The sequence below is a fragment of the Pseudomonas sp. BCA17 genome, assembly GCF_004519405.1.
In the GTDB taxonomy this organism is placed as follows: domain Bacteria; phylum Pseudomonadota; class Gammaproteobacteria; order Pseudomonadales; family Pseudomonadaceae; genus Aquipseudomonas.
This window is the reverse complement of the sequence record NZ_SGWI01000006.1, coordinates 434,026-456,177: the sequence shown is the minus strand read 5'-3', so window position 1 is coordinate 456,177 and position 22,152 is coordinate 434,026. Positions and strand designations below refer to the sequence as shown.

Annotated in this window: 22 protein-coding genes; 15 read left to right on the top strand and 7 right to left on the bottom strand. The window is 63.0% G+C overall.

Features of this window, described 5'->3' with window-relative positions; genetic code table 11:
- Nucleotides 1-28 precede the first annotated feature (28 nt).
- The 3 genes from EXW71_RS22725 to EXW71_RS22715 all read right to left on the bottom strand — a co-directional run bounded on the left by EXW71_RS22725 (nucleotide 29) and on the right by EXW71_RS22715 (nucleotide 3,115).
- On the bottom strand, nucleotides 29-601 hold the full coding sequence (locus tag EXW71_RS22725; RefSeq protein ID WP_134661180.1) for a DedA family protein: 573 nt from the start codon (nucleotides 599-601) through the stop codon (nucleotides 29-31).
- A gap of 388 nt (nucleotides 602-989) precedes the next feature.
- Nucleotides 990-2,435: a phosphatidylserine decarboxylase family protein gene (locus tag EXW71_RS22720; protein ID WP_134661179.1), complete on the bottom strand. Its 1,446-nt coding sequence runs from the start codon at nucleotides 2,433-2,435 to the stop codon at nucleotides 990-992.
- A 92-nt stretch (nucleotides 2,436-2,527) separates the two neighbouring features.
- Complete coding sequence (locus EXW71_RS22715; protein ID WP_134661178.1) at nucleotides 2,528-3,115, bottom strand: LuxR C-terminal-related transcriptional regulator; 588 nt, start codon at nucleotides 3,113-3,115, stop codon at nucleotides 2,528-2,530.
- Nucleotides 3,116-3,244: 129 nt separating this feature from the next.
- On the opposite strand from EXW71_RS22715, the gene EXW71_RS22710 reads away from it, so the two are divergent.
- The 3 genes from EXW71_RS22710 to EXW71_RS22700 are packed head-to-tail and all read left to right on the top strand — an operon-like array spanning nucleotide 3,245 to nucleotide 7,323.
- Complete coding sequence (locus EXW71_RS22710; protein ID WP_134661177.1) at nucleotides 3,245-4,423, top strand: acetyl-CoA acetyltransferase; 1,179 nt, start codon at nucleotides 3,245-3,247, stop codon at nucleotides 4,421-4,423.
- Between the two features lie 3 nt (nucleotides 4,424-4,426).
- The gene (locus tag EXW71_RS22705; protein ID WP_134661176.1) at nucleotides 4,427-5,959 is read left to right on the top strand and encodes a class I adenylate-forming enzyme family protein; all 1,533 of its coding nucleotides are present in this window, start codon (nucleotides 4,427-4,429) and stop codon (nucleotides 5,957-5,959) included.
- Nucleotides 5,960-6,003: 44 nt separating this feature from the next.
- On the top strand, nucleotides 6,004-7,323 hold the full coding sequence (locus EXW71_RS22700; protein WP_134661175.1) for an MFS transporter: 1,320 nt from the start codon (nucleotides 6,004-6,006) through the stop codon (nucleotides 7,321-7,323).
- A 77-nt stretch (nucleotides 7,324-7,400) separates the two neighbouring features.
- On the opposite strand, the gene EXW71_RS22695 is transcribed toward EXW71_RS22700, so the two are convergent.
- A complete protein-coding gene (locus tag EXW71_RS22695; RefSeq protein ID WP_134661174.1) occupies nucleotides 7,401-7,712 on the bottom strand; it encodes a hypothetical protein in 312 nt (103 codons plus the stop codon).
- A 217-nt stretch (nucleotides 7,713-7,929) separates the two neighbouring features.
- On the opposite strand from EXW71_RS22695, the gene EXW71_RS22690 reads away from it, so the two are divergent.
- The 3 genes from EXW71_RS22690 to EXW71_RS22680 are packed head-to-tail and all read left to right on the top strand — an operon-like array spanning nucleotide 7,930 to nucleotide 10,081.
- On the top strand, nucleotides 7,930-8,574 hold the full coding sequence (locus EXW71_RS22690) for a secretin and TonB N-terminal domain-containing protein (RefSeq protein WP_134661249.1): 645 nt from the start codon (nucleotides 7,930-7,932) through the stop codon (nucleotides 8,572-8,574).
- On the top strand, nucleotides 8,571-9,116 hold the full coding sequence (locus EXW71_RS22685) for an RNA polymerase sigma factor (protein ID WP_134661173.1): 546 nt from the start codon (nucleotides 8,571-8,573) through the stop codon (nucleotides 9,114-9,116). Before EXW71_RS22690 ends, EXW71_RS22685 begins: the two co-directional genes overlap by 4 nt.
- A 38-nt stretch (nucleotides 9,117-9,154) precedes the next feature.
- The gene (locus tag EXW71_RS22680) at nucleotides 9,155-10,081 is read left to right on the top strand and encodes a FecR domain-containing protein (protein WP_134661172.1); all 927 of its coding nucleotides are present in this window, start codon (nucleotides 9,155-9,157) and stop codon (nucleotides 10,079-10,081) included.
- Nucleotides 10,082-10,106: 25 nt separating this feature from the next.
- On the opposite strand, the gene EXW71_RS22675 is transcribed toward EXW71_RS22680, so the two are convergent.
- Both EXW71_RS22675 and gspH read right to left on the bottom strand, forming a co-directional pair.
- Nucleotides 10,107-10,718, bottom strand: a complete 612-nt coding sequence (locus EXW71_RS22675; RefSeq protein WP_134661171.1) for a type II secretion system protein J — start codon at nucleotides 10,716-10,718, stop codon at nucleotides 10,107-10,109.
- Nucleotides 10,715-11,167 (bottom strand): type II secretion system minor pseudopilin GspH, encoded by a 453-nt coding sequence (gene gspH, locus EXW71_RS22670; RefSeq protein ID WP_134661170.1) that lies wholly within the window; start codon nucleotides 11,165-11,167, stop codon nucleotides 10,715-10,717. Before gspH ends, EXW71_RS22675 begins: the two co-directional genes overlap by 4 nt.
- 93 nt (nucleotides 11,168-11,260) lie before the next feature.
- Here gspH and EXW71_RS22665 point away from each other — a divergent pair, with 93 nt between their 5' ends.
- A complete protein-coding gene (locus EXW71_RS22665) occupies nucleotides 11,261-11,692 on the top strand; it encodes a type II secretion system protein N (RefSeq protein ID WP_134661169.1) in 432 nt (143 codons plus the stop codon).
- Here EXW71_RS22665 and gspI read toward each other — a convergent pair.
- Nucleotides 11,679-12,044, bottom strand: a complete 366-nt coding sequence (gene gspI, locus EXW71_RS22660; RefSeq protein ID WP_134661168.1) for a type II secretion system minor pseudopilin GspI — start codon at nucleotides 12,042-12,044, stop codon at nucleotides 11,679-11,681. The genes EXW71_RS22665 and gspI overlap by 14 nt on opposite strands.
- Before the next feature lie 148 nt (nucleotides 12,045-12,192).
- Between gspI and gspG the strand changes: the two genes are divergently transcribed.
- The 8 genes from gspG (at nucleotide 12,193) to EXW71_RS22620 (ending at nucleotide 22,006) form a co-directional block, all read left to right on the top strand.
- Nucleotides 12,193-12,642 (top strand): type II secretion system major pseudopilin GspG, encoded by a 450-nt coding sequence (gspG, locus tag EXW71_RS22655; protein WP_134661167.1) that lies wholly within the window; start codon nucleotides 12,193-12,195, stop codon nucleotides 12,640-12,642.
- An 8-nt stretch (nucleotides 12,643-12,650) separates the two neighbouring features.
- Complete coding sequence (gene gspK / locus EXW71_RS22650) at nucleotides 12,651-13,529, top strand: type II secretion system minor pseudopilin GspK (protein WP_167659680.1); 879 nt, start codon at nucleotides 12,651-12,653, stop codon at nucleotides 13,527-13,529.
- Nucleotides 13,526-14,599, top strand: coding sequence for a type II secretion system protein GspL (gene gspL, locus EXW71_RS22645; RefSeq protein ID WP_134661166.1), 1,074 nt, complete (start codon nucleotides 13,526-13,528; stop codon nucleotides 14,597-14,599). Before gspK ends, gspL begins: the two co-directional genes overlap by 4 nt.
- Complete coding sequence (gene gspM, locus EXW71_RS22640; RefSeq protein WP_134661165.1) at nucleotides 14,592-15,104, top strand: type II secretion system protein GspM; 513 nt, start codon at nucleotides 14,592-14,594, stop codon at nucleotides 15,102-15,104. The genes gspL and gspM overlap by 8 nt, the downstream gene beginning before the upstream one ends.
- Nucleotides 15,101-17,416, top strand: a complete 2,316-nt coding sequence (gspD, locus tag EXW71_RS22635) for a type II secretion system secretin GspD (protein WP_134661164.1) — start codon at nucleotides 15,101-15,103, stop codon at nucleotides 17,414-17,416. Before gspM ends, gspD begins: the two co-directional genes overlap by 4 nt.
- Nucleotides 17,417-17,864: 448 nt before the next feature.
- Complete coding sequence (gspE, locus tag EXW71_RS22630; RefSeq protein ID WP_134661163.1) at nucleotides 17,865-19,283, top strand: type II secretion system ATPase GspE; 1,419 nt, start codon at nucleotides 17,865-17,867, stop codon at nucleotides 19,281-19,283.
- On the top strand, nucleotides 19,283-20,494 hold the full coding sequence (gspF, locus tag EXW71_RS22625) for a type II secretion system inner membrane protein GspF (protein WP_134661162.1): 1,212 nt from the start codon (nucleotides 19,283-19,285) through the stop codon (nucleotides 20,492-20,494). Before gspE ends, gspF begins: the two co-directional genes overlap by 1 nt.
- A 339-nt stretch (nucleotides 20,495-20,833) precedes the next feature.
- On the top strand, nucleotides 20,834-22,006 hold the full coding sequence (locus tag EXW71_RS22620; protein ID WP_134661161.1) for a substrate-binding domain-containing protein: 1,173 nt from the start codon (nucleotides 20,834-20,836) through the stop codon (nucleotides 22,004-22,006).
- Nucleotides 22,007-22,152: the final 146 nt, after the last annotated feature.

Here is a 22,152-nt window from a genome sequence, read left to right as displayed (position 1 = left end):
TCAGCACTAAAACGCCGCTTTAGTGTGGCTACCCCTTGGATCGTCTACGCACATACCGCACCAGCGCAGTAAGGGTCACGAGTGCCACCACCGCGAGAAAGATCGGCAGGCGATAGGGCTTCAGGTCACCGAGGAAATGCTGTAATGCTTCGCCGGCCCAATATCCGGCGCTGACGAACAGGGTTGCCCAGACCGCCGCACTCAGCACATTGATAAGCGCGAAACGCCAGGGGGCCAGACCGCTGGCACCTATCACCATGGGACCCACGAGGCGCATTCCGTAGAGAAAGCGCACGGCGAATACAGACGTCTTGGGGTGGCCATGGATAAGGCCCTCGACCCGTTTGATCGCAGCCTGGTGTCGCTTGAGTTTTGGCAGCAAGCGCTCCCCGAAATAACGTCCGGTCCAGAACAGCAACTGGTCGCCCAGTATGCCGCCCAGGGTGGCCCAACCGATCACATGCAGGATTTGCAGGGTGCCCTGGTGTGCAGCCATACCGCCGAGGATCAAAACTGTTTCGCCCTCCAGCAGGCACCCGATGAAAATGACCCAGTAGCCGTAGACGGCAATCAGCGCGTTGAGGTCGATATGTTCAAACATTGGCATTCCTGAGTCCGGCCCAGGCAGGTGTGCCTGGACGACTTTCTCTAATTGAAAAAAATTGACTGATCCGAGTGCCCGTGAGCCATCTCTACGAATCGAGATAGTGGCGAGTCCTGTTGTGCATGTCGACACACGGATGAAGTCAAAGATCAACTCAAGACGTTCGCAGTGGCCAATATCGAGCGAGTGGCTTGCACAGCTGCTGGCCCTTGCGGATGGCGGCGTGGCTTTTTCGCGAGCTTGCAACAGAGGGGGCGGGGGCGTGTCGACCATCACGCGGTCGGTGATGATGGGTGGCGCAGGGGACAGTTGCAACGCCAGGTGCTCAAACGTCTGGGTCAGACCCCATTCAAAGCAATGGTGGCCTGACCCTTATTTCTCGTACCTAGTGGTTCGGCGTCGGCCCCTTGGCTTTGCGCGGCACCAGCGCCGTCGCAATCACACTGCCCATGGGTGTCGGCTTCGGTGCCTGGCGGTGCTCTACGGCGTTGAGCGCCCATTCTTCCAGGCGCACGCGGTCACGTTGGAACACCATCACGTGGGTCGAGCCGCCGAATTCGAAATGACCGATTTCGGTACCGCGCTTGATGGTGACCGGCTTGCTGCCTTCATCGACGATAAACGTCGGTTCAATGATGCAGGTCGACACTTCCACCATGCCGATGCAGATCAACGCCACGTACCCGCAGGCGGGGTGTTCGAAAATAAAGATCGCCCGCGCCGCCACATGACCCAGGTAGGGTTGTGATTCGGTGCCTTCCCAAGTGCCCGGGCCTTCCTTCTGCGCCGGGCGTTGCGCGAAATAGGTACCGGGCTGTACCCATGAGCGCACCAGGGTGCCATCCAGCGGCGCGTTCCAGCGATGGTAGTGGGTGGCCGACAGGAACCCTTGGTAAAGCTGACCGCCCTCGAACAGCTTGGCCCACTGGGGTTGGCCGGCGAACAGGTCCAGCAGCGAGTAATTGACGTCCTTGATCCAGAAGTCGCTCTCGAAGGCGATATTGTCCTGGTATTCCCAAGGCGTGGTCTCGCAACCGATATTGACCTGGGTCTTGGCATCACCCTGGAACGGCCGCGCACCGGGCACGAACTTGCGGATGAAAAACGCGTTCCACGAATCGAAGCCATAACCGGGTTTTTTCGGGTCGCACTCCATCTGGTCCCACACCCCGGCTTGCCAGGCGGCCTTGGAGATCCAGGAGCCAGGTTTCTCGGGATTGTTAATGTCGAGTTTGTCCAGCGATTGCGGGCTCTTGAGGTAGGCGTTCCAGGTGTCGAGTACCTGCTTGAATTGTTGGTTGAAGGTCGCGTCATGAAACAGCGCAACCCCGGCTTCGGTGGCCATGGAAATCGCCAGGAAGCCATTCATCGGCGTGCCCACCTGGGCGGTGTCGTTGAAGGACGACGAGGTGCTGACGATCTCGTTGAGAATCTCGAAGAAACTGTCATAGCCCTCGATCCATATGGCGTCGCCATCCTGGGTCTTGATCTGGTCGCGAGTGTTGGGCGGCAGGGTCATCACGAAGGCGTTGGACTGCTCGATCAGCGACATCACCCACATGCGGTACACGCTGTGGCTGGTCACCCATTGCTTGAATGCCGCCAGTTGCGGCTGCAGGGGCGCGAGGGTGCCGGCTTTTTTCATCGCGGCGACGTAATCGCGCAGCGGCACCAGGTAATTGGCGGTTGCCCAGACGCGGTTGGGCACCCAGAAGCCCATCTGCACGGGGCCGCTGTTGTCCAGGGTGAGCAGGTTGGAACCACTGCTTTCAACGGGCGGTGGCGTTTTACGCGGTTGAGTGGCGGGTGAAGAACGATCGGATTGCGCCATGGTATTAGTCCTTTAAACATCGCTGCGTGGGAAAGCTCCTCTTGAGCAACGTTCAGCGTAGCCAGCGCGGGACCGGGGTTTGTAATGGTTGGCTATAACCAACTGCGCCCACCGACGAAAATCATCTTCGACACCAGCTCCACAATGTTCTTCACCTCGAGCTTTTTCATCAGGCGTGCCCGGTGCACCTCCACCGTACGGTGGGAAATCCCCAGGCGCAGGGCGATTTCCTTGGACTTGAGACCGTTGACGATCAGCATGGCGATTTCCCGCTCGCGAGGCGTGAGGTCGCCGGTACCGGTGTGAGGGCGGTCCAGGCGCTCGAAGTGCCAGATCATCAGCTTGAACGGGTCTTCGGGGGTGAGGGTGTAGCCGTGGGACCTGGCCCAGAACACTTCGCCGTTTTTGTGCTGCATGAAGCGTTCATCGGCGTAGAAGCCGTTTTCACTGTCCAGCAACCAGTCATGGCTGCGCTTGCCGATGGCGTGGTAATCGGCCTGTGACGGGTAGATCAGCAGGGTCAACTGGTTGACCAGGGCTTCGCGGGTGTAGCCGAACAGCTTCAGGAACGCTTCGTTGCAGTCGACCATCACGCGGTGGCGGGTGACGATCTGCGGCGCAGGGGACAACTGGAACGCCAGGCGCCCGAGCTCTTCGATAGGGGGTTCAAACACAGTCATTGGGCGTCCTGCCTCGTTGTACATCGCTTCGGCTACTACTTATCCATGTAAGTAGTTACACGAATTGGCGAGCGACAAAGGGTGGTTCATTGTAGGGAATGTTTACACCCACACCAGAAGAAATTGAATATGCCTGCAGATTGCGTCTCCATAGTTGCCGCTGGTCATTCGCGTTTTGGTCGCCTGGAAGGCACCACCCTCGAAGACCTGATCGTCGAGGTCACCCGCGAAGCCCTGACGGACGCGGCCATCGATGCCTCAGAGATTGACGCGCTGTTTCTCGGCCACTTCAATTCCGGGCTGGTGCCCGACGGCTTTGCCGCTTCGTTACTGTTGCAGGCCGACCCAAGGCTGCGTTTCAAGCCGGCCACCCGCTGTGAGAATGCCTGTGCATCCGGTTCGGCGGCGATCCAGGCCGGGGTCCAGGCGATCCTGTCCGGCAGCGCCGAGCTGGTATTGGTGGTGGGCGCCGAGAAGATGACCCACACCTCGACTGCCGCCGTCACCCAGGCCCTGGCCGGTGCCGGTTATCAGAAGGACCCGGCCGAAGCCGGCCTGAGCTTCCCGCAATTGTTCGGCCGCGCCGCGCGGCAATATGCCGAGCGCTACCATTGCCCGCTGGGCTCGATGGCGGCCATCGCCACCAAGAACCACTCCAATGCCATGGCCAACCCTTTGGCGCAGATGCACCGGGTGATGGATTTCGAGCACTGCAACAACGTGTCCCAGAGCAACCCGTTCGTGGCCGAATCGCTGCGCCTGACCGATTGCTCGCTGATCAGCGACGGTGCTGCTGCGATCATCCTGGCGTCGCCCAAGCGTGCGCAGGCGTTTCGCCGCGACGTGCAGATTCGCGCGATGACCCAGGTCAACGACACACTGCCCATCGCCCGGCGCGACATCCTCGCCTTCGAAGGTCCGCAACGGGCCATCCACTCGGCGTTGCGCGGCGCAAATATCACCCTGGCCGACCTGGGTTTTGCCGAGGTTCACGACTGCTTCACCATCGCCGAACTGTTGATCTACGAGGCCATGGGGCTGGCCCCCAAAGGTGAGGGCCACCGTGTGCTCGACAGCGGCGTGGTGCGCCCGGGCGGGCGGCTGCCGGTGAATCTCTCCGGTGGGCTCAAGGCCAAAGGGCATCCGGTGGGAGCTACCGGCGTATCAATGCACGCCTTGGCGTTTCGCCAGTTGACCGGTGAGCCGATCGGCCTGGCGGCGTCCAACCCTGAGTTCGGGCTGGTGTTCAACATGGGCGGCATGGCAGTGGCCAACTACGCCTCGGTCCTGCACGCGCGGCGCAGTTGAACCATGAACATCGCCAATTGGCTACACGACACCCAACGCCGCCATCCACAGCGGCCGGCCCTGTTCGATGGCACCCGCCAAGTGGCCGACTACGCCACCTTTGCCGCCCATGTGCGCCAGCGTGCCGCCTGCCTGGTGGACCAGCATGGCCTGGCGCCGGGCGATACCGTCGCGGTGCTGATGAAGAACAGCTGCGATTACCTGGAATTGCTCTATGCGATCTGGTGGATGGGCGCGGTGGCCGTGCCGATCAATGCCAAGCTGCATCCGGCGGAGGCCGCGTGGATCGCCGCTGACGCCGAGGCTCGCGTGATTTTTACCGACGGCGGCCGGGTGTTTTCGTCGCGGGATTTGCCCTTGGGCTGCAAAGAGCTCGACGGTCATGTGCTGCCGCCGACCCGTGGTTGGCCGACCTTGGCGCAACCAGTGTTGCGCCAGGACCAAGACACCGCCTGGCTGTTCTACACCTCGGGCACCACCGGGCGCTCCAAGGGCGTGATGTTGTCCCATGGCAACCTGGTCGCCATGTCGCTGTGTTACGCCACGGATGTCGACCCGGTCAGTGCCGATGATGCGGCGCTGTATGCGGCGCCCATGTCCCATGGCGCCGGGCTCTACAACTTCATTCATGTGCGCTGCGGTGCGCGGCACGTGGTGCCGGTTTCCCACGGCTTCGATGCGGCCGAGCTGTTTGGCCTGGCGGTCGAGTTGGGCAATGTCTCGCTGTTCGCTGCGCCGACCATGGTCAAGCGCATGGTCGGGCAGGCGCGGCTTCAGGGTTACCACGGCGAAGGCATCAAGACGATCGTCTACGGTGGCGGGCCGATGTACCTGGCCGACCTGCGTGAAGCCGTCGACAGCTTTGGCCCGCGCCTGGTGCAGATCTACGGCCAGGGCGAGAGCCCGATGACCATCAGCGTGTTGCCCCGGGCAGTGATCGCCGACCGCCAACACCCCGACTGGGCAACCCTGGCGGCGTCCGTCGGCCACGCACAGTCCTGTGTTGAAATCCGTATTCTCAATGAGCAGCACCAGCCGGCGTCGACCGGTGAGCGCGGCGAAATTGCCGTGCGTGGCGCCACGGTGATGCAAGGCTATTGGCGCAACCCTGAGGCCACCCGGCAGACCCTGGTCGATGGCTGGCTGCTGACCGGCGATATCGGCTTTCTCGATGCGGCGGGTTACCTCACGCTCACGGATCGCTCCAAGGATGTGATCATCAGTGGCGGCAGTAACGTATACCCGCGTGAAGTCGAGGAGGTGCTGGCCCAGCACCCCGAGGTGTTCGAAGTGTGCGTGGTGGGGGAGGCGGATGCGCAATGGGGTGAGTCGGTGGTCGCGTTTGTGGTGACCCGCAGCGGCCAGCCGCTCGACGAGGCTGAACTGACTGAGTGGTTTGTCGCGCGCATGGCGTCTTTCAAGAAACCCAAAAAGTACCTGTTCCGTGACGAGTTGCCCAAGAACAGCTACGGCAAAATCCTCAAGACCGACTTGCGGCAGTGGTTGAAAGACGCGAGTATCGCCGCCACTCGCTAGCCGCGTTTTTTCATGGACAGAACAACAGACAAGGAGTCCCTTCGATGGGCATTCACCCGCAAGACACGGTGCGCAAACGGCGCCGGGCGTTTCTCGGCGCCACCTCCGGCCACTTGATCGAGTGGTACGACTATGGCGTCTACGGTTTTCTCGCCGTGTACATCGGCCAGGCGTTTTTCGTCTCCGATGATCCCACCACCAGCCTGCTGGCCAGCTTTGCCGCATTCGCCCTGAGCTTCTTTATCCGGCCTTTGGGTGGGCTGTTCTTCGGCCCCTTGGCGGACAAGATCGGTCGCCGCAAAACCCTGATCATGGCGCTGGTAATGATGACCGGCTCCACCGTGTTGCTGGGTTTGCTGCCCACCTATGCGAGCCTGGGCATCGCCGCGCCGATCCTGCTGATCCTGGTCCGTTGCGTACAGGGCTTCTCAGCGGGCGGCGAGATCGGCACCGTCACCAGTTTCATCTCCGAATACGCCGGCCCCGGCCGTCGCGGCTTCGCCACCTGCTGGCTGATGGTGACGGCGGTACTCGGCCTGTTGCTCGGCGGTGCGGTCGCCAACGGCATGACCTGGGTACTGGGCGCCGAGGTGATGCAGGAATGGGCCTGGCGCGTGCCGTTCCTGATCGCTGCGCCCCTGGGTTTCATCTCCATGTACATCCGCTTGAAGCTGGAAGACAGCCCGGAATTCCTGGCCTTGCAACGTGCAGGGCAAACCTCGCGCGCACCCTTGCGCGAAGTCTGGCAGTGGAAGCGGGCGATTGCCCTGGTGTTCTTTATCATCACCTTGCACAGCTCGATCTTTTACCTGGTGCTGACGTTCGCCTCGACCTACATGGCCAATATCCTCAAGTTCGACAGCGGTACCACCTTGCTCTACGTGTTTGTCGCAAGCTTCTCGGCGGCCTTCGTGATGCCGTTCGGCGGTGCGTTCACCGATAAGTACGGGCGCAAACCGTTCCTGATGGTGATCGGGACGCTGGCGACGTTGGCGATGTTCTGGCTGTTCAAGTCGGCGCCGACCGCCACGCCGGCGACGTTCTTTGCGCCGTTGATGGCGGTGGCGATTCTGTTCGGGCTGTATGCGTCGTCGACCTATGCACTGATGAGTGAACTGTTGCCGACGCGTATTCGCTCTACCGGGATCGCGGTAGCGTACAACGTGCCGGTGGCGGTATTCGGTGGCAGTGCGCCGTTGATCTCCACATGGTTGATCAAGGTGACGGGGGATATCACTTCGCCGTGGTATTTCTACGTGGCCACCGGTGTGGTGTCGTTGATAGCGCTGGTGGTATTGCGCAAGGAGGACTTTGTGGCCAGCGGGCGTCCGGCGGCGGTGCCTGCGAATGCGGCACTGGCCTGACTGATGTACGCGGTCCACATGTAGCAAGGCGGCTTGCCCCGCGCGCCGGTGCACGTTTCATCAAGTGGCCGGCGTTTTCAAGGCCGTTGCGGTTTGACCGACGTTCCAAACGTATTGCCCATGCGCACGCTGGTCGCTGCCGGCGTGGTCAGGCCCACCTGGTTTGGCGCTCGTTTATTCACCGGCACGTCCTGGGCCTCGCGGTTTTTTTGCGCGGCCTTGGAGGCGTCCGGGTCGTTGCCCATTTGTTGGCTCAAGCAGCCATAGTCGGGCGCCTTATACCCGTCCACAGTGACTTCGGTGCAGCCGGTGGCAGCGGTTTCAGCGTGGGCGACCAGTGGCAAGGTGGCGCACAGTAACCAGCTGGCGAGGGTGGGGAAACGCTTCATCGGGGCCTCCTGGCGGGCCTGTGAAAAGAGGCCGTCAACGGAGCAGAGTGTAGTTCAGCGAACTTTGCATCACAGTGATGTTTTTTTTGCTGTCACCGTAATATCAGGTTCATAAACGGGCCTCAGGATGACGGTTTTCAAGGACACGTCGGCCGTGCAGCGATGGCGAGCGGGGGATGAGCAGAAGGGCTGGAGGCGAGCTGTCGGCGCCCTGGTCTTGCTATTGCTGCTCAGCGGGCTGGAGCCCGCCCAGGCGCAACCGCAGCTGCTGACGCTGGACCTGTCGGCGCAAGATCTTGAACACGCACTGCACGCCTACAGCCGCGCCACCGGCATGGCCGTGCTGGTCGACCGTGAACTGACGCGGGGCCGGCGCTCCATCGGTGTGCGCGGGCGTTTCACTGCGCAAGAGGCGCTCGCGATGCTGCTGACGGGGAGTGGTCTGATGGCGCGCTACGCGCGTGAGGATGCGTTTACCTTGCAGGTGCCCCAAGCCGTTCAAGTGCCTTCGGCCCGCGCGGTGTCGGCGCGCAATGCGGCGTGGGTCAATCACAGCTACGCCACGGCGTTGCAGCAGGCGATTGAAGCCAGCCTGTGCCGCTCGCCGCTGACCCGCCCCGGCAGTTTTCGCGCGCTGGTGCAGGTGTGGATCAGTCCTGACGGCCTGATCGAGTACAGCCGGTTGGTCAGTTCCACCGGCGATGAACAACGCGATGAGGCGCTGGTGCGCAGCCTTGGCGCGGCACAGGTCGAACGCCCTGCGCCGAGTTCGTTGCGCCAGCCCGTGACCTTACTTTTGATGCCCGACACAACAGGAATGCGCATGGAATGCACAACAGGGAAAGGAGCCTCGGGCGCATGAAAAATCCCGGGCACAGTACCATGGTCAGTTTGTTCCTGGCGTCCTACGAGGACTTCAAGGTACGCCTGCGCAAGCGCCTGGGGTCCGAAGACCTGGCCAACGACGTGCTGCATGAGACCTTTCTGCGGGTCGACCGCATGGACGTGCCCGCGAACCTGCAACAGCCCAATGCCTACCTGTACCGCATGGCACTGAACATCGCCGCCGACCGGCGCCAGGCCGATGCACGCCTGCTCACCGGCAGCGAAGTCGAAGAGCTTTTGCAAACCGCCGACGAAGCCCAGGACCCGTCGCGGGTGGTGGGCGGTCAGCGAGAAATCCAGTCCCTGGTCAAGGCGCTCTACGAATTGCCGGCGCGCCGGCGCAAGATCCTCATCGCCGCCCGTCTGGAAGAGGCGCCGCACCTGGAAATATCCCAGCGCTTCGGCATTTCCACGCGCATGGTCGAGAAGGAAATCAAGGCTGCCCTGGGCCACTGTGCCAAGCGCCTCGAAAGAAAAGTGATTCAGCGGTTCGGTCCCGGGGCCGGCAAACCGTCTTAAGTAGCGAGTCCCTGATAAAACCGTGAGTATCTGCGCGCTTGAACATCTTTAACCTCTCCACCGCCCGGAACAAAGCTGCCGACCCCTTGCACGACGAAGCGCGCGATTGGCTGGTATTGCTGACCTCGGGGCGCGCCACCGTGGCCGATGCCAAGGCGCTGCGTGCCTGGTGCGCCCGGAGCCCCGAGCATGCCCAGGCGTTCGAGCAGGCCAAGGTGCTCTGGCAGCAATTGGGCGCGGCCGCCGAACCTGTGGAACGCCCACGGCATTTTGGCCGGCGTGCCTTCCTGGGCGGTGCGCTGGCGGCCTCGGCCGCAGTGGTGATGGTGCGCGTCGGCGTGCCGGGCGGCTTTGCCGGACTGACCGCCGACTACCGCACCGCCGTCGGCGAACAACGCCAAGTGCAACTGAACGAAGGCGTGAGCCTGGAACTCAACACCCAGACGCGTATCAGCCGAGTCGGGCAGGGCATTGAGCTGCTCGAAGGCGAAGTCGAAGTGCTCGCCCAGCTTGCACAACCGCTCAAGGTCCAGGCCGGGCAGGGCTGGATCAGCGCGGCCCAGGCGCGCTTCAATGTGCGCCACACCGGCGACAGCGTGTGCGTGACCTGCGTCGAAGGCGCGCTGTCGGTGGATGCCGCCGGCAACAGCGTCAGTCTGGGCCGTGGCAAGCAACTGACCTACGGCCCCGACGGCATCGGGGAACCGCTGGCAGTGGACACCCAGGCAGTGGTGGCCTGGCGCGAACAGGTGCTGGTGTTCAACAACGCCACCCTGGCCACGGTCGTGGACGAGATCAACCGCTACCGGCCAGGGATGTTGGTGTTACTCAACAAGGAACTGGGGCAACGGCGGGTGCAGGCACGGTTCAGCCTGCAGCAACTGGCGGGCGTGGCCTTGTTGATTCGCGATGCGTATGGGGCCAGGTGCACGGAATTGCCGGGTGGGGTGGTGTTGTTGAGTTGAACCGCCACCTTCTTGAGCACTGCCCTCACCACAACGGCCCCACCACCTGCCGATACCGCTCCACCCCCTGGGGCGTCTGCCTGACCAGGCTGAACTCCAGACCCAGCGGGTCTTCCCGCCGATTGCCACTCAACTGGCGCCAGCCCTTGTCCATCTCCCACACCCGTACCTGCAGATCACTGACACCCGTCAACACCACCACGCCATCCTTCGCCGTCGGCAGCGGAAAACGGTCGCGCGCGGGTGCGGCGGCGCGATAAAGGGCGTCGCCCTTGAGCCACCAACGCACCCGTAGCAGGCCCTCCCCGGCCGTTGGGGCGCTGCGGATGACGTCCAGGCGAAAGCCTTTGCTGTCGGAGCTGCGTACGGTCACGGCGGCCAGACCGGCGGGGTTGGCGGTGCCATCTTCGGTGTTGCCCGGTGCGCTCAGCTCAACGCTGGCGCGCAGGCTGAGGTCGCGTTGCAGTTGGTTCACGGCGCGCAGCAGGGCTTCGGTTTGTTCGGTGCTGGCTTGCAGATGCTGGTCGGCGCGAGTGACGCTGTCGAGGCCGCGCCAGGCGATAAGGCTGACCACGGCCATCAGTATGATCGCCACCATGACTTCGATCAGGGTGAAGCCTTGCTGGGATGTGTTCATGGCAGGCTCACCACGCGCAGCAGCCCGGCGGCGTCACGTTGCAGGCTGAGGCTGTGTTGGCCGTCGGACAGCACCACGCGCAGCGGCGGGTTGATCCATTCGGCATTGAGTACCAGCACTTGCCTGGGCTCGATCGAAACTTGCATCGGCGTACTTTCCCATCGGCGTGGGCGCAGTTGCGCGTCACCTTTGAATGCCTCGACGGCCAGGCCGTCCTCGCTGCGGCGGTTGAAGCGAAAGCCCTTGGCATCGGTGCGCAGGGTAATCGGGCGGCCGTCGGCGTGAGCTTCTGCCTGGGCCACTTGCAGCAATTGGCTGAGGCGTTCGGCGTCTTTGCGCAGCAGGTGCAGCGGGTCGGGTTTGATCGTCAGGCTGATGGCCGCGCTGGCGATACCGATGATCACCAGCACCACCATCAACTCGATCAGGGTGAAGCCTTGCTGTTTCATCGGTGGGTACCTGGAAAGCTGGCGAGTTTGAGAAATAAAACCGTATGAATTGCCCTGTAGTCTGCACATTCGGACAAACAGGAGGTCCAGCCCATGGCATTCGCCCATCGTTTTTCGCCGGCCCACGGTGTACAAGCCCTGGCCTTGTTGGCGGGCCTGGCCGGCATCGCATACTGGACACCGTTATTGCTCACCTCCGCCGAGTCCCATACACCCCAGGCGGCGCCCCAGGTGTTGGCGGCACGCAGCGATAACCCGGCGTTGCAATGGTTTGCCAATACGCCGGCCGCCCTGCAGATCAAGGTTTCGGGTGTGCTGGCGGGGGCACGGGGGGCGGTGGCGATCCTCAGCCTCAACGACGGCCCGCCGCGCAGCTTTCTGCTGGGCGAACGCTTGAGCCCGGGCGTGCGGTTGACGGCCATCGAGGGCGATGGGGTGGAGATCGAGCGCGGTGGCGAGAAGCTACGCGTCAACCTCGACAAATTGCCGCAAGGGCCTGCGTTGCCGCTGTTCACTCGGCCATGACCTGGGTGTCGAGGCGCGCCAGCGGCGGTGCGTCGCGGCTGGCGTCCAGTACCAGCAGGTTGACCTGAAACAGGCGTCCCGCCGCGCTGATGGTTTGTTCACAACGCAGTTTCAGGCGACCCTGGTCGCAATCGAAGGTTTTTTTGCCGCTGCTCAAATGCCCACCCAGGCGTAACTCGGCCAGGCGGCTCTGCGCTGCCAGCAACGCGATGGATTTATCCCGCAGCAGACCATTGCTCTGGGTCATCAACCCGGCCACGCGCACCGCGGCAGCCATGGCCACGGCAATGATCGCCAGCGCTACCAGCACTTCGATCAGGGTAAAACCTTGCTCATTGCGACGGCCGTTCATGGCGCTCCCGAAGCCTTGGACCAGGCCCGCAGACTAGCCTCGGCAGTTGACCGATTGGCGACTAAACCTCCCGAGGATTTTCAATACGACTGACATGTGTTCTTGCAACACTGCGCCACGAATCGAACCCAAGCCAAGGAATGTCGAGATGGATATCGCGCCCCTGAACGCCCCATTGCCAGGCCCTCGCCGCCAACGCGGCTTTACCCTGATCGAGATTATGGTGGTGGTGGTCATCCTCGGGATCCTGGCGGCGATGGTAGTGCCCAAAGTGCTCGACCGACCGGACCAGGCACGGGCTACGGCGGCGAAACAGGACATCGCGGGGTTGATGCAGGCGCTCAAACTCTATCGCCTCGACCATGGCAGCTACCCCACTATGAACCAGGGGTTGAAGGTATTGGTGGAACGCCCGGCCGATGCGAAAAACAGCAACTGGCGCGCCTACCTCGAACGCCTGCCGAATGACCCGTGGGGCAACCCCTATCACTACCTCAACCCGGGCGCCAATGGCGAGGTGGATGTGTTCTCCCTGGGCGCCGACGGCCAACCGGATGGCGATGGCGTGAATGCCGACATCGGTTCCTGGCAGTTGTAAGGCGCGCCATGAAACGATATCCCCACGCAGCGGCGAAGCAGCGCGGCATGGCGATTATCAGCGCGTTGCTGATCGCGGCGGTGGTCGCGGTGATTGCCGGCGCCATGCTCACGCGTCAGACCGTGTTCACCCGCAGCCTTGAGGCGGAGCAAGCGCGTATCCAGGGCCAGTGGCTGTTGCAGGGCGGCCTGGAGCGCAGCCGGCAGTTGCTGTGGGAGGCTCGGCAAAACGATGTGCTGACGCGCCTCGATCAGCCTTGGGCGCGTGCACAAGGCGGAGTGTTTGAAGCGCGGATCGAAGACGAGCAAGGCAAATTCAACTTGCGCAACCTGGTCAATCGCCAGCAGCCGGATGCTCAGCAGCTACGGAGTTTCGAGCGCCTGTGCCGCCTGATCGGGGTCGATCCGGCGGTGAGCCGGCGCATCAGCCAGCGGGTGATCGCGTCCTATGACCAACCCGACAGGCCGGCCAGATACCCGATGCTGCGAAGCCTGGAGGACTTGAGCGCTATCGAAGGTCTTGAGCCGCAGGTGTTACAGCGCATGCAGGCCTACATCAGCGTGTTGCCCGGCAACACCTGGGTCAACGGCAACACGGCCCGCCCTGAAGTGCTCAGTGCGGTGGTGCCGCAACTCGACCTGGCCCAGGCGCAGGCGCTGGTGACCGAGCGTGATGGCGGGCACTGGTTCATCAACCGTGGAGATTTCGTCAACCGCCTGCGCATGCCACAGGTGGAGGTGGAGTCGGTGCAGGTGGGCATTACCAGCGAGTGGTTCCGCTTGCAGGGCCAGGCCCGGCGCGAGCAACGCCGAGTGACGATCGAAGCGCTCTTGCATCGCCCCGAAGACCGCATGCCCCGGGTGATCTGGTCGCGGGTGGGCGTATGAAGCGCTTGCGCATCGGCTTGCCGCCCCTCGACCAGCTCACGCTGGACAGTCGCGTGACCTTTGCCTGGCTGGAGCACGGTGCCGTGGTTGCCGAGGGGCAGGAATGTCTCAAGCAACTGGGTAAACACCGTCAGGCGGTCGACTGCTTTTTGCACCCTCGTGACAGCCTGCTGACCAGCCTCGAGCTGCCGCCGCTGCCGGCTGCAAAAACCGCCGCCGCCGTGGCCTGTGCGGCTCAGGCGCTGATCCTTGGTCCGGTGGAGCAGATGGTGGTCGCCCACGGCCCACGCGGCAGCGATGGCACCGTACAGGTGGCCTGGGTGCCCAGGGCGGGGCTGGAGCACCTTGGCCAGGTGCTGGCCCAAGTGCCGCTCGCATTGCGTGGCGTGTACCCGGCGCCCTTTGCGTTGCCGGTGGCGACGGCAACGCTGGATGAAGGTTATGGGCTGACCCGCGACAGCCTGCAACAAGGCTCGGTGCATCCGTTGGGCCAACAGACGCTTGAGCTGCCATGGGTAGACGCGGCCCTGCGTTGGAGTGGCGCCCCGCCTGCCTGGGGGTTGCACGGCCGTCTCAGCCAGGCGGCAACCGGGGGTTGGGGCAGGGCGCTGGCGGGGGTGGCGTTGGCCATCGCCATCTGGACCCTGGGCCTGAACCTTTACGCCGCGCGCCAAGTGGCGGAAGGCCAGCGGCTCAAGGCGCAGATGGGCCAGCAAGTGCGCCAGGCGTTCCCCGAATTGCCGGTGGTGCTCAATCCATTGCAGCAGGCCCGTCAACAGTTGGCGGCGCGGCAAGCCGGCGCGGCCACCGACCCTGGCCAGCGGTTCAGCAGCCTGTTGCAACTGGCCGGCAGCAACCTGCCGTTCATGGTTGCCAGTGTCGACACGCTGAGTTTCGAGCAAGGCCGCCTGCACCTGGGTTTGCTCACCGACAGCCGCAGCCCGCAAGTGGAGAGCGACAAGCAGGCCGCGTTGGCCCAGGCCGGTTTTACCGCAACCCGCGACGAGCACGGCTGGACCGTCGCGCCCACCGAGGCGGCAACCGCTGCGGGAGCCGAAGAAGATGAATAAGTGGCAGCGAGCACGCAGCCAATCCCAAGCGTTCTGGAGCGGCCTGGCGCTGCGCGAAAAACGCATGCTCAGCGGTGCCGCGTTGGTGCTGGTGGGCCTGCTGACCTGGCTGATCCTCGTGCAGCCCGCATTGAAAAAGATCGATTACTGGCAGGTCGAAACGCCCAAGCTACGGTCCCAGGCCGAGGCCCTGCAGGTGTTGCTGCAGGGTGTTGCGGCACCTCGCAGCGCCGACGAGGCCGCCTTGCGTCAGGCACTGGATGGCGCCGGCCTGCAGGGCCGTTACCAATTGCAGGCGCTGGACGCCGGCAGTTGGCGCCTGACCTTCGACAGCGCCCCGGCGGACGCCGTGGTGGATTGGCTGCTGGGTAACCCCCGTTCATTTTCCCTGGAGGTGTCCGAAGCGCACTTGCAACGCGCCGGCGACGCCGTCGACAACTCGGCCGGCACTGTGTCCGGGACCGTTCGCATGGATCAGGCGCTTGGCGCTAAGGAAGCTTCATGAAGTGGTCAGTCTCTCATCCCGCGCCGTTTCGCAAGGTCGCGCCGCTGCTGTTGCTGGCCCTGAGCGCGTGCAGCAACACCCCATCGACCAAGCCGCTGGTGGTGGACAGTGAACTCGGCCAGCCGTTGGCCGAAACCCGACGTAATGGCGATAGCGTGCTGGACCGTCAGCGCGAACCGCCCCTGGCGCCGCGAGTGCAGCACCCGGTGACCAGCAGCGCCCGTGGCCATGCCCCCACCGTGGTCAAGGCACGCAACCCGCTGGGCGACCAGCCGGTGCAACTGAATTTTGTCGATGCGGATATTCAAGCGGTGGTGCGCGCACTGTCCCGCGCCACCGGCCAACAGTTTCTGGTGGACCCGCGAGTGAAGGGCAACCTGACCTTGGTCAGCGAAGGCCAGGTGCCCGCGCACCAGGCCTATGACATGCTGCTGGCGGCGCTGCGCATGCAGGGCTTCAGCGTGGTCGACGTGGGCGGCGTAGCCCAAGTGGTGCCGGAAGCCGACGCCAAACTGCTCGGTGGCCCGATCAACAGTGCCGGCAGCAGTGGCATGCAAACCCGCACCTTCCGCCTGCAATATGAAAACGCGGTGAATCTGATCCCGGTGTTGCGTCCCATCGTGTCGCCCAACAACCCGATCAACGCTTACCCCGGCAACAACAGCATCGTCATCACCGACTATGCGGAAAACCTCACGCGGGTGGCGCAGATCATCAGCGGCATCGACACCCCCAGTGCCATCGACACCGACGTGGTGAAAGTGCAGAACGGCATCGCGGTGGACATTGCCGCCATGGTCGCCGAACTGCTGGAAACCCAGGGGGCCGACCAGACCCAGAAGATCAATGTGGTGGGCGACCCCCGTTCCAACTCGATCATCATTCGCTCCGGCAGCCCCGAGCGCACGGAGTTGGCGCGCAACCTGATCTACAAGCTCGACAATGCCCAGAGCAACCCGAGCAATATGCACGTGGTGTACCTGCGCAACGCCCAGGCGGGGAAACTGGCGCAGTCGTTGCGCGGGTTGCTCACCGGTGAAAGCGAGTCCGGCGTCAGCGATGAAGCCCGTGGCAAGCTCAGTTCCATGGGCGGCAACCCCCAGGGGAGTTCGGGCAACCCGACGCAAAACAGCAGCGGTACGCCCACCGGCAGTGGCGTGCAACCGAGCTATAGTGCCGACAAACCACCCAGTGCCGGCACTTCCAGCGACCAGAACACTGCGTTCAGTGCCGGTGGCGTGACGATCCAGGCCGATGCCACCACCAACACCTTGCTGATCTCCGCGCCCGACCCGCTGTACCGCAACCTGCGTGAAGTCATCGATATGCTCGACCAGCGCCGCGCCCAAGTGGTCATCGAAAGCTTGATCGTGGAAGTCAGCGAAGACGATGCCAGTGAATTCGGTGTGCAATGGCAGGCCGGCAACCTCGGCGGCAAGGGCGGTTTCGGCGGCGTCAACCTGGGCGGCAGTGGTTTGAACGGCACGCCCGGTGCCAAGACCAGCATCGATGTGTTGCCCAAGGGCTTGAATATCGGGTTGGTCAACGGCTCGGTGGATATTCCGGGGATCGGCAAGGTGCTGGACCTCAAGGTGCTGGCCCGGGCGTTGAAGAGCAAAGGCGGCACCAACGTACTGTCCACTCCGAACCTGCTGACCCTGGACAACGAAGCGGCGAGCATTTTCGTCGGGCAGACCATCCCGTTTGTCACCGGCAGTTACGTGACGGGCGGTGGCGGCACCAGCAACAACCCGTTCCAGACCGTGCAGCGTGAAGAAGTGGGGCTCAAGCTGAACGTACGGCCGCAGATTTCCGAGGGCGGCACGGTGAAGCTGGACATTTACCAGGAGGTCAGCAGCGTTGACTCGCGGGCCTCGGTGGACGCCGGGACGGTGACGAGCAAGCGAGCGATCGATACCAGCATTCTGTTGGATGACGGGCAGATCATGGTGCTGGGCGGGTTGCTGCAGGATGGCTACAGCCAGAGCAACGATGGGGTGCCTTGGTTGGCGGATATCCCGGGGTTGGGCGCGCTGTTTCGCAGCGAGAAGCGCAGTGTGACCAAGACCAATTTGATGGTGTTCCTGCGGCCCTACATCATTCGAGACAGTGGGGCGGGGCGCAGCATTACGTTGAATCGCTATGAGTTCATGCGCCGGGCCCAGGGTGGGTTGCAGCCGGAGCGTAGCTGGGCGATGCCGGATGTGCAGGCGCCGCAGTTGCCTTCGGTGGAGAAGGCGATTCCGGGGGCGCAGCAGCAGGGGCCTCGGGCGGTTATTCGGGCGGTGCCGGTGTCTGGGGCGCGACCATGAGATCTTTGGTTGTGTACATATCCGTTTTTTCGGTAACGGCCGCTGATGGTTCCGCTCTTACAGCGGGTCACTTTTGGAGGGACCCAAAAGTAACCAAAAGGTCCTTGCCCCACCACTCGGTGCCTCGCCTGGGCTCGGCATGCCCTCACTCCGGCTTGAATCCGTGGGCCGCCGTCATGGGCCATCCCTGGCCCAGGACGGCTAACCCGGCGTCCTGCCGGGTTACCCACGGATTCAAGCCTGCGTTCGGCCAGCGTGGTTTTATGGGGCGCTTAAGATCAAAAGCCAGATCAAAAGACAGATCAAGGGCAGGTGGCTATTTTCCTGACATATCGAGGTTTACATGTGGGAGGGGGCTTGGCTGCGATGGGGCGGTCATAAGTGGCCGTGAGCGCAGCGACGGATATGTATTCGGTCTATCTAAAGCCAGCGCAAGCGAGTCAATCCAATGAGCCTGCTTCCCTACGCCTGGGCCAAATCCCAACGCATCCTCCTGCGCCCCAGCGAGCAGGGCATGCTCTTGACCGTATGTCCCTCGACCCCCGGCTGGTCCATCAGTGAAGTCCACCGCCAATTCGGCCAGGCCCAGCTCGAACAGGTTCGCGACGACGAACTCGACGGCCTGCTCGCCAGTGCCTACGCCGACACCGGCAGCGCCGCCGCGGTCGTCGGCGCCGCTGAAAATGAGGTGGACCTCGACCGCCTGATGCAAGACATGCCCGAGATTACCGACCTGCTCGACACCCAGGACGGCGCGCCGGTGATTCGCATGATTAACGCCTTGCTCACCCAGGCCGCCCGTGACGAAGCCAGTGATATCCATATCGAGCCCTACGAAACCCATTCCGTGGTGCGCTACCGCGTCGACGGCACCCTGCGGGATGTAGTGTCGCCGCGCAAGGCGCTGCATGGCGCGCTGGTGTCACGGATCAAGATCATGGCGCAGCTCGATATCGCCGAAAAACGCTTGCCCCAGGACGGCCGCATTGCCTTGCGTGTGGCCGGGCGGCCGATTGATATCCGGGTGTCGACGGTGCCCACCGGGCATGGCGAGCGAGTGGTGATGCGTTTACTCGACAAGCAGGCCGGGCGCCTGCAACTGGAAACCCTGGGCATGGACCCGCAACTGCTGGCGCGCCTCGATACATTGATCCGCCAGCCCCACGGCATCGTGCTGGTCACCGGGCCTACCGGCAGCGGCAAGACCACCAGCCTGTACGCCGCCCTGGCGCGGCTGGATGCAAGTACCAGTAATATCCTCACCGTGGAGGACCCGGTGGAGTATGACCTGCCGGGCATCAGCCAGATTCAGGTGAACGCCAAGATCGACATGACTTTCGGCCTGGCCTTGCGCGCGATTCTGCGGCAGGACCCGGACATCATCATGATCGGTGAAATCCGTGACCTGGAGACCGCGCAAATCGCCGTGCAAGCCTCGCTCACCGGCCATTTGGTGCTCGCCACGCTGCACACCAATGACGCAGTGTCGGCGGTCAACCGTTTGATCGACATGGGCGTGCAACCGTTCCTGTTGGCGTCGTCCCTGCTCGGCGTATTGGCGCAACGCCTGGTGCGTCGCCTGTGCCCCCATTGCAAGCAGGAGGATCCGGCCGCGCCCGGCACCTGGCGCCCGGTGGGGTGTGCGCAGTGCAACCAGATCGGCTACAGCGGGCGTACCGGTATCCATGAATTGTTCTGTGTCGATGACGACGTGCGCAGCCTGATCCACCAGGGTGCCGGCGAGCAGGACCTGCGCCTGGCCGCCCGGCGTGCCGGGATGTTCAGCATGCGTGAAGATGGCGAGCGCTGGGTGCGCAGCGGTGCCACCGCGCCCGAAGAAATCCTGCGCGTGACACGGGACGCCTGATGAATCGCTATCGCTATGAGGCCGCCGACGCCAGCGGCAAGGTCGAAGCCGGGCACGTCGAGGCCGACAGCCAGAGTGCTGCATTCGCCAGCTTGCGGGGGCGAGGCTTGACAGCATTGTTGGTGCAGATTGAGGGCAATCAACAAGCGGCGGCCGGCGGCAGCCTGTTCAGCGCCAAGCTGTCGGACAACGACCTGGCCTGGGCCACGCGCCAGCTGGCAAGCCTGTTGGGCGCCAGCCTGCCGTTGGAAGCGGCCTTGAGCGCAACGGTGGAGCAGGCCGAGAAAAAGCACATCGCCCATACCCTCAGCGCCGTACGTACCGATGTTCGCGCTGGTATGCGCCTGGCCGATGCGCTGGCGGCGCGACCGCGGGATTTTCCGTCGATCTACCGTGCGTTGATTGCAGCAGGGGAGGAGTCTGGCGACCTGGCCCAGGTGATGGAGCGGTTGGCCGACTACATCGAAGAGCGTAACAACCTGCGTGGCAAGATCATGACCGCATTCATCTACCCCGGCGTGGTCGGCCTGGTGTCCATTGGCATCGTGATTTTCCTGTTGAGCTACGTGGTGCCCCAGGTGGTCAGCGCGTTTTCCCAGGCGCGCCAGGACTTGCCGGGCCTGACCCTGGCCATGCTCAACGCCAGCGACTTTATACGGGCCTGGGGCTGGTTGTGTTTTGCCGGGATCGTCGGTGGCTTCTGGGGCTGGCGCCTGTATTTGCGCAACCCTGTGGCGCGCCTGAACTGGCACAGCCGGGTGCTGCGCCTGCCGCTGATCGGGCGCTTCGTACTGGGCCTGAATACCGCGCGGTTCGCCTCGACCCTGGCGATCCTCGGCGGTGCCGGAGTGCCGTTGCTACGCGCGCTGGAGGCCGCGCGCCAGACGTTATCGAATGATCGCTTGAGCCAGTGCGTCAACGAAGCCACGGCCAAGGTGCGCGAAGGGGCCAACCTGGCGCCGGCGCTGGCGCTGGAAAAAGTTTTCCCGCCGGTACTGATCCACCTGATCGCCAGCGGCGAAAAAACCGGCTCACTGCCGCCGATGCTCGAGCGCGCGGCACAAACCTTGTCCCGGGATATCGAACGCCGCGCCATGGGCATGACAGCGTTACTGGAGCCCTTGATGATCGTCGTGATGGGCGCGGTGGTGCTGGTGATTGTGATGGCGGTGCTGTTGCCGATCATTGAAATCAACCAACTGGTGACCTAGGCCACCCGAGCGACCTCGGGTTCCTCGTTCTGTCATTTTCCAGCCCTTGCCGCACGGCCTGTGCCGCCTGCAGCCCTGGGCTGAAATAACGCGTTGAAACCCCGCTGTCACCTGCGTCAAAACCGTTCGGAATGATGACCGAAACACCCGAGAATCTTTTTCAAAATCAAGCGCTTCCTCCCGAGGTTTTTTCCCTCAGCTGTCATCGGATGCTGCGAAATTTCCTACCCATGGCCTCAGCCCTCGCCACCCCCGGTACACGGCTTGGGATCGAAGCCATGGCGTCATGCAAGAGCCATCTACCCCAAAACGTACGAACACGACGAAAGGAGATTCTTCATGTTTAAGCGCACTATGATCGCGGCCTCTTTGGTGGTTGCAGCACTGGCTTCGGCCCAATCCATGGCTGCCGTGGTCGGCGGCGGCGCCACCCTGCCGGAAAAACTCTACGGCAGCACTGCGACATCCACGACGGCTACCGGCATTCTGTCTGCCACTGTTCCAGGTTTCAGCCCTTACATCGGCGTAGGCAGCGGCGATGGCAAGAAGGCGTTCTTCGGTAATGATTCGACCAAGCTGAAATTGGCCGCCGGCATCAACGTTGATTATGCAGGCAGCGATTCGGTAGTCAGTGCCGCGGAACTGGCTGCCTACAATGCCGACGCCGTTAACGGCCGCACTGCCTACGGCCCGCTGATTCAAATCCCGGCCGAAGCCACTTCGGTGACTGTGCCTTATCACATCGACGGTCAAACCTCGCTGAAGCTCACCAGCGCCCAACTGGCTGATATCTTTGCCGGCAAAATCACCAACTGGAACCAAGTGCAGTTCAACGGCGCTGCCGGTCCAAACCTGCAGATCAAAGTGGTTTATCGCCAGGAAACCAGCGGCACCACCGAGATCTTCACCAACCACCTCAAGGCGGTGAAACCTGCTTCGGTACCGACTGTGAGCAACAGCTTCGCGACCGCCGTCGGCTTTGACCCAGTCTCCAACGCACCGGCCGGCTCCAGCTACATCGCGGTCACCGGCAGCGGCGGTGTTGCCAGTGCAGTCGCCGGCAACAACGGTGCCATCGGTTACGTCAGCCCCGACTACGCTCAGTTCAACGACGCTACCAAAGTGGCTTCGGTGAACGGTTACCTGCCGACCGAAGTCAACGTTCAAGCCAGCCTCGATACCGTGGCTCCGCCGGCGCTTGGCAGCAATGACGCCAAGGACCCGTTGAAGTGGGTTCCTACGTTCGCCAACCCAAGCGTGGGTTACCCGATTGTGGGCTACACCAACCTGGTCTTCAGCCAGTGCTACAAAGACACCACTGATACCGCGCGTATTCGCGTATTCCTGAACCGTCACTACACCGGTCTGAACAATTCGGCCATCAGCAGCCACTCCTTCATCCCGCTGTCCACTACCTGGCAGAAAGCTGTCTACGACAACTTCTATGCCACCACCAGCGCCTTGCGCCTGGGCGACACCAACACCTGCAACGGTATTGGTCGTCCGCAGTAAGACCCCGTCTCGACAGGGTTGGCCCACAGCCGGCAATGACTTCGTGTCATTGCCGGTTTTGTCGTTTTCCAGCCCAGCGAACCAGTTGAACCGCAACGCATGAACATTGTGTGACAACAGTTCGGTCGCGCCCTCCGGCAACCGCC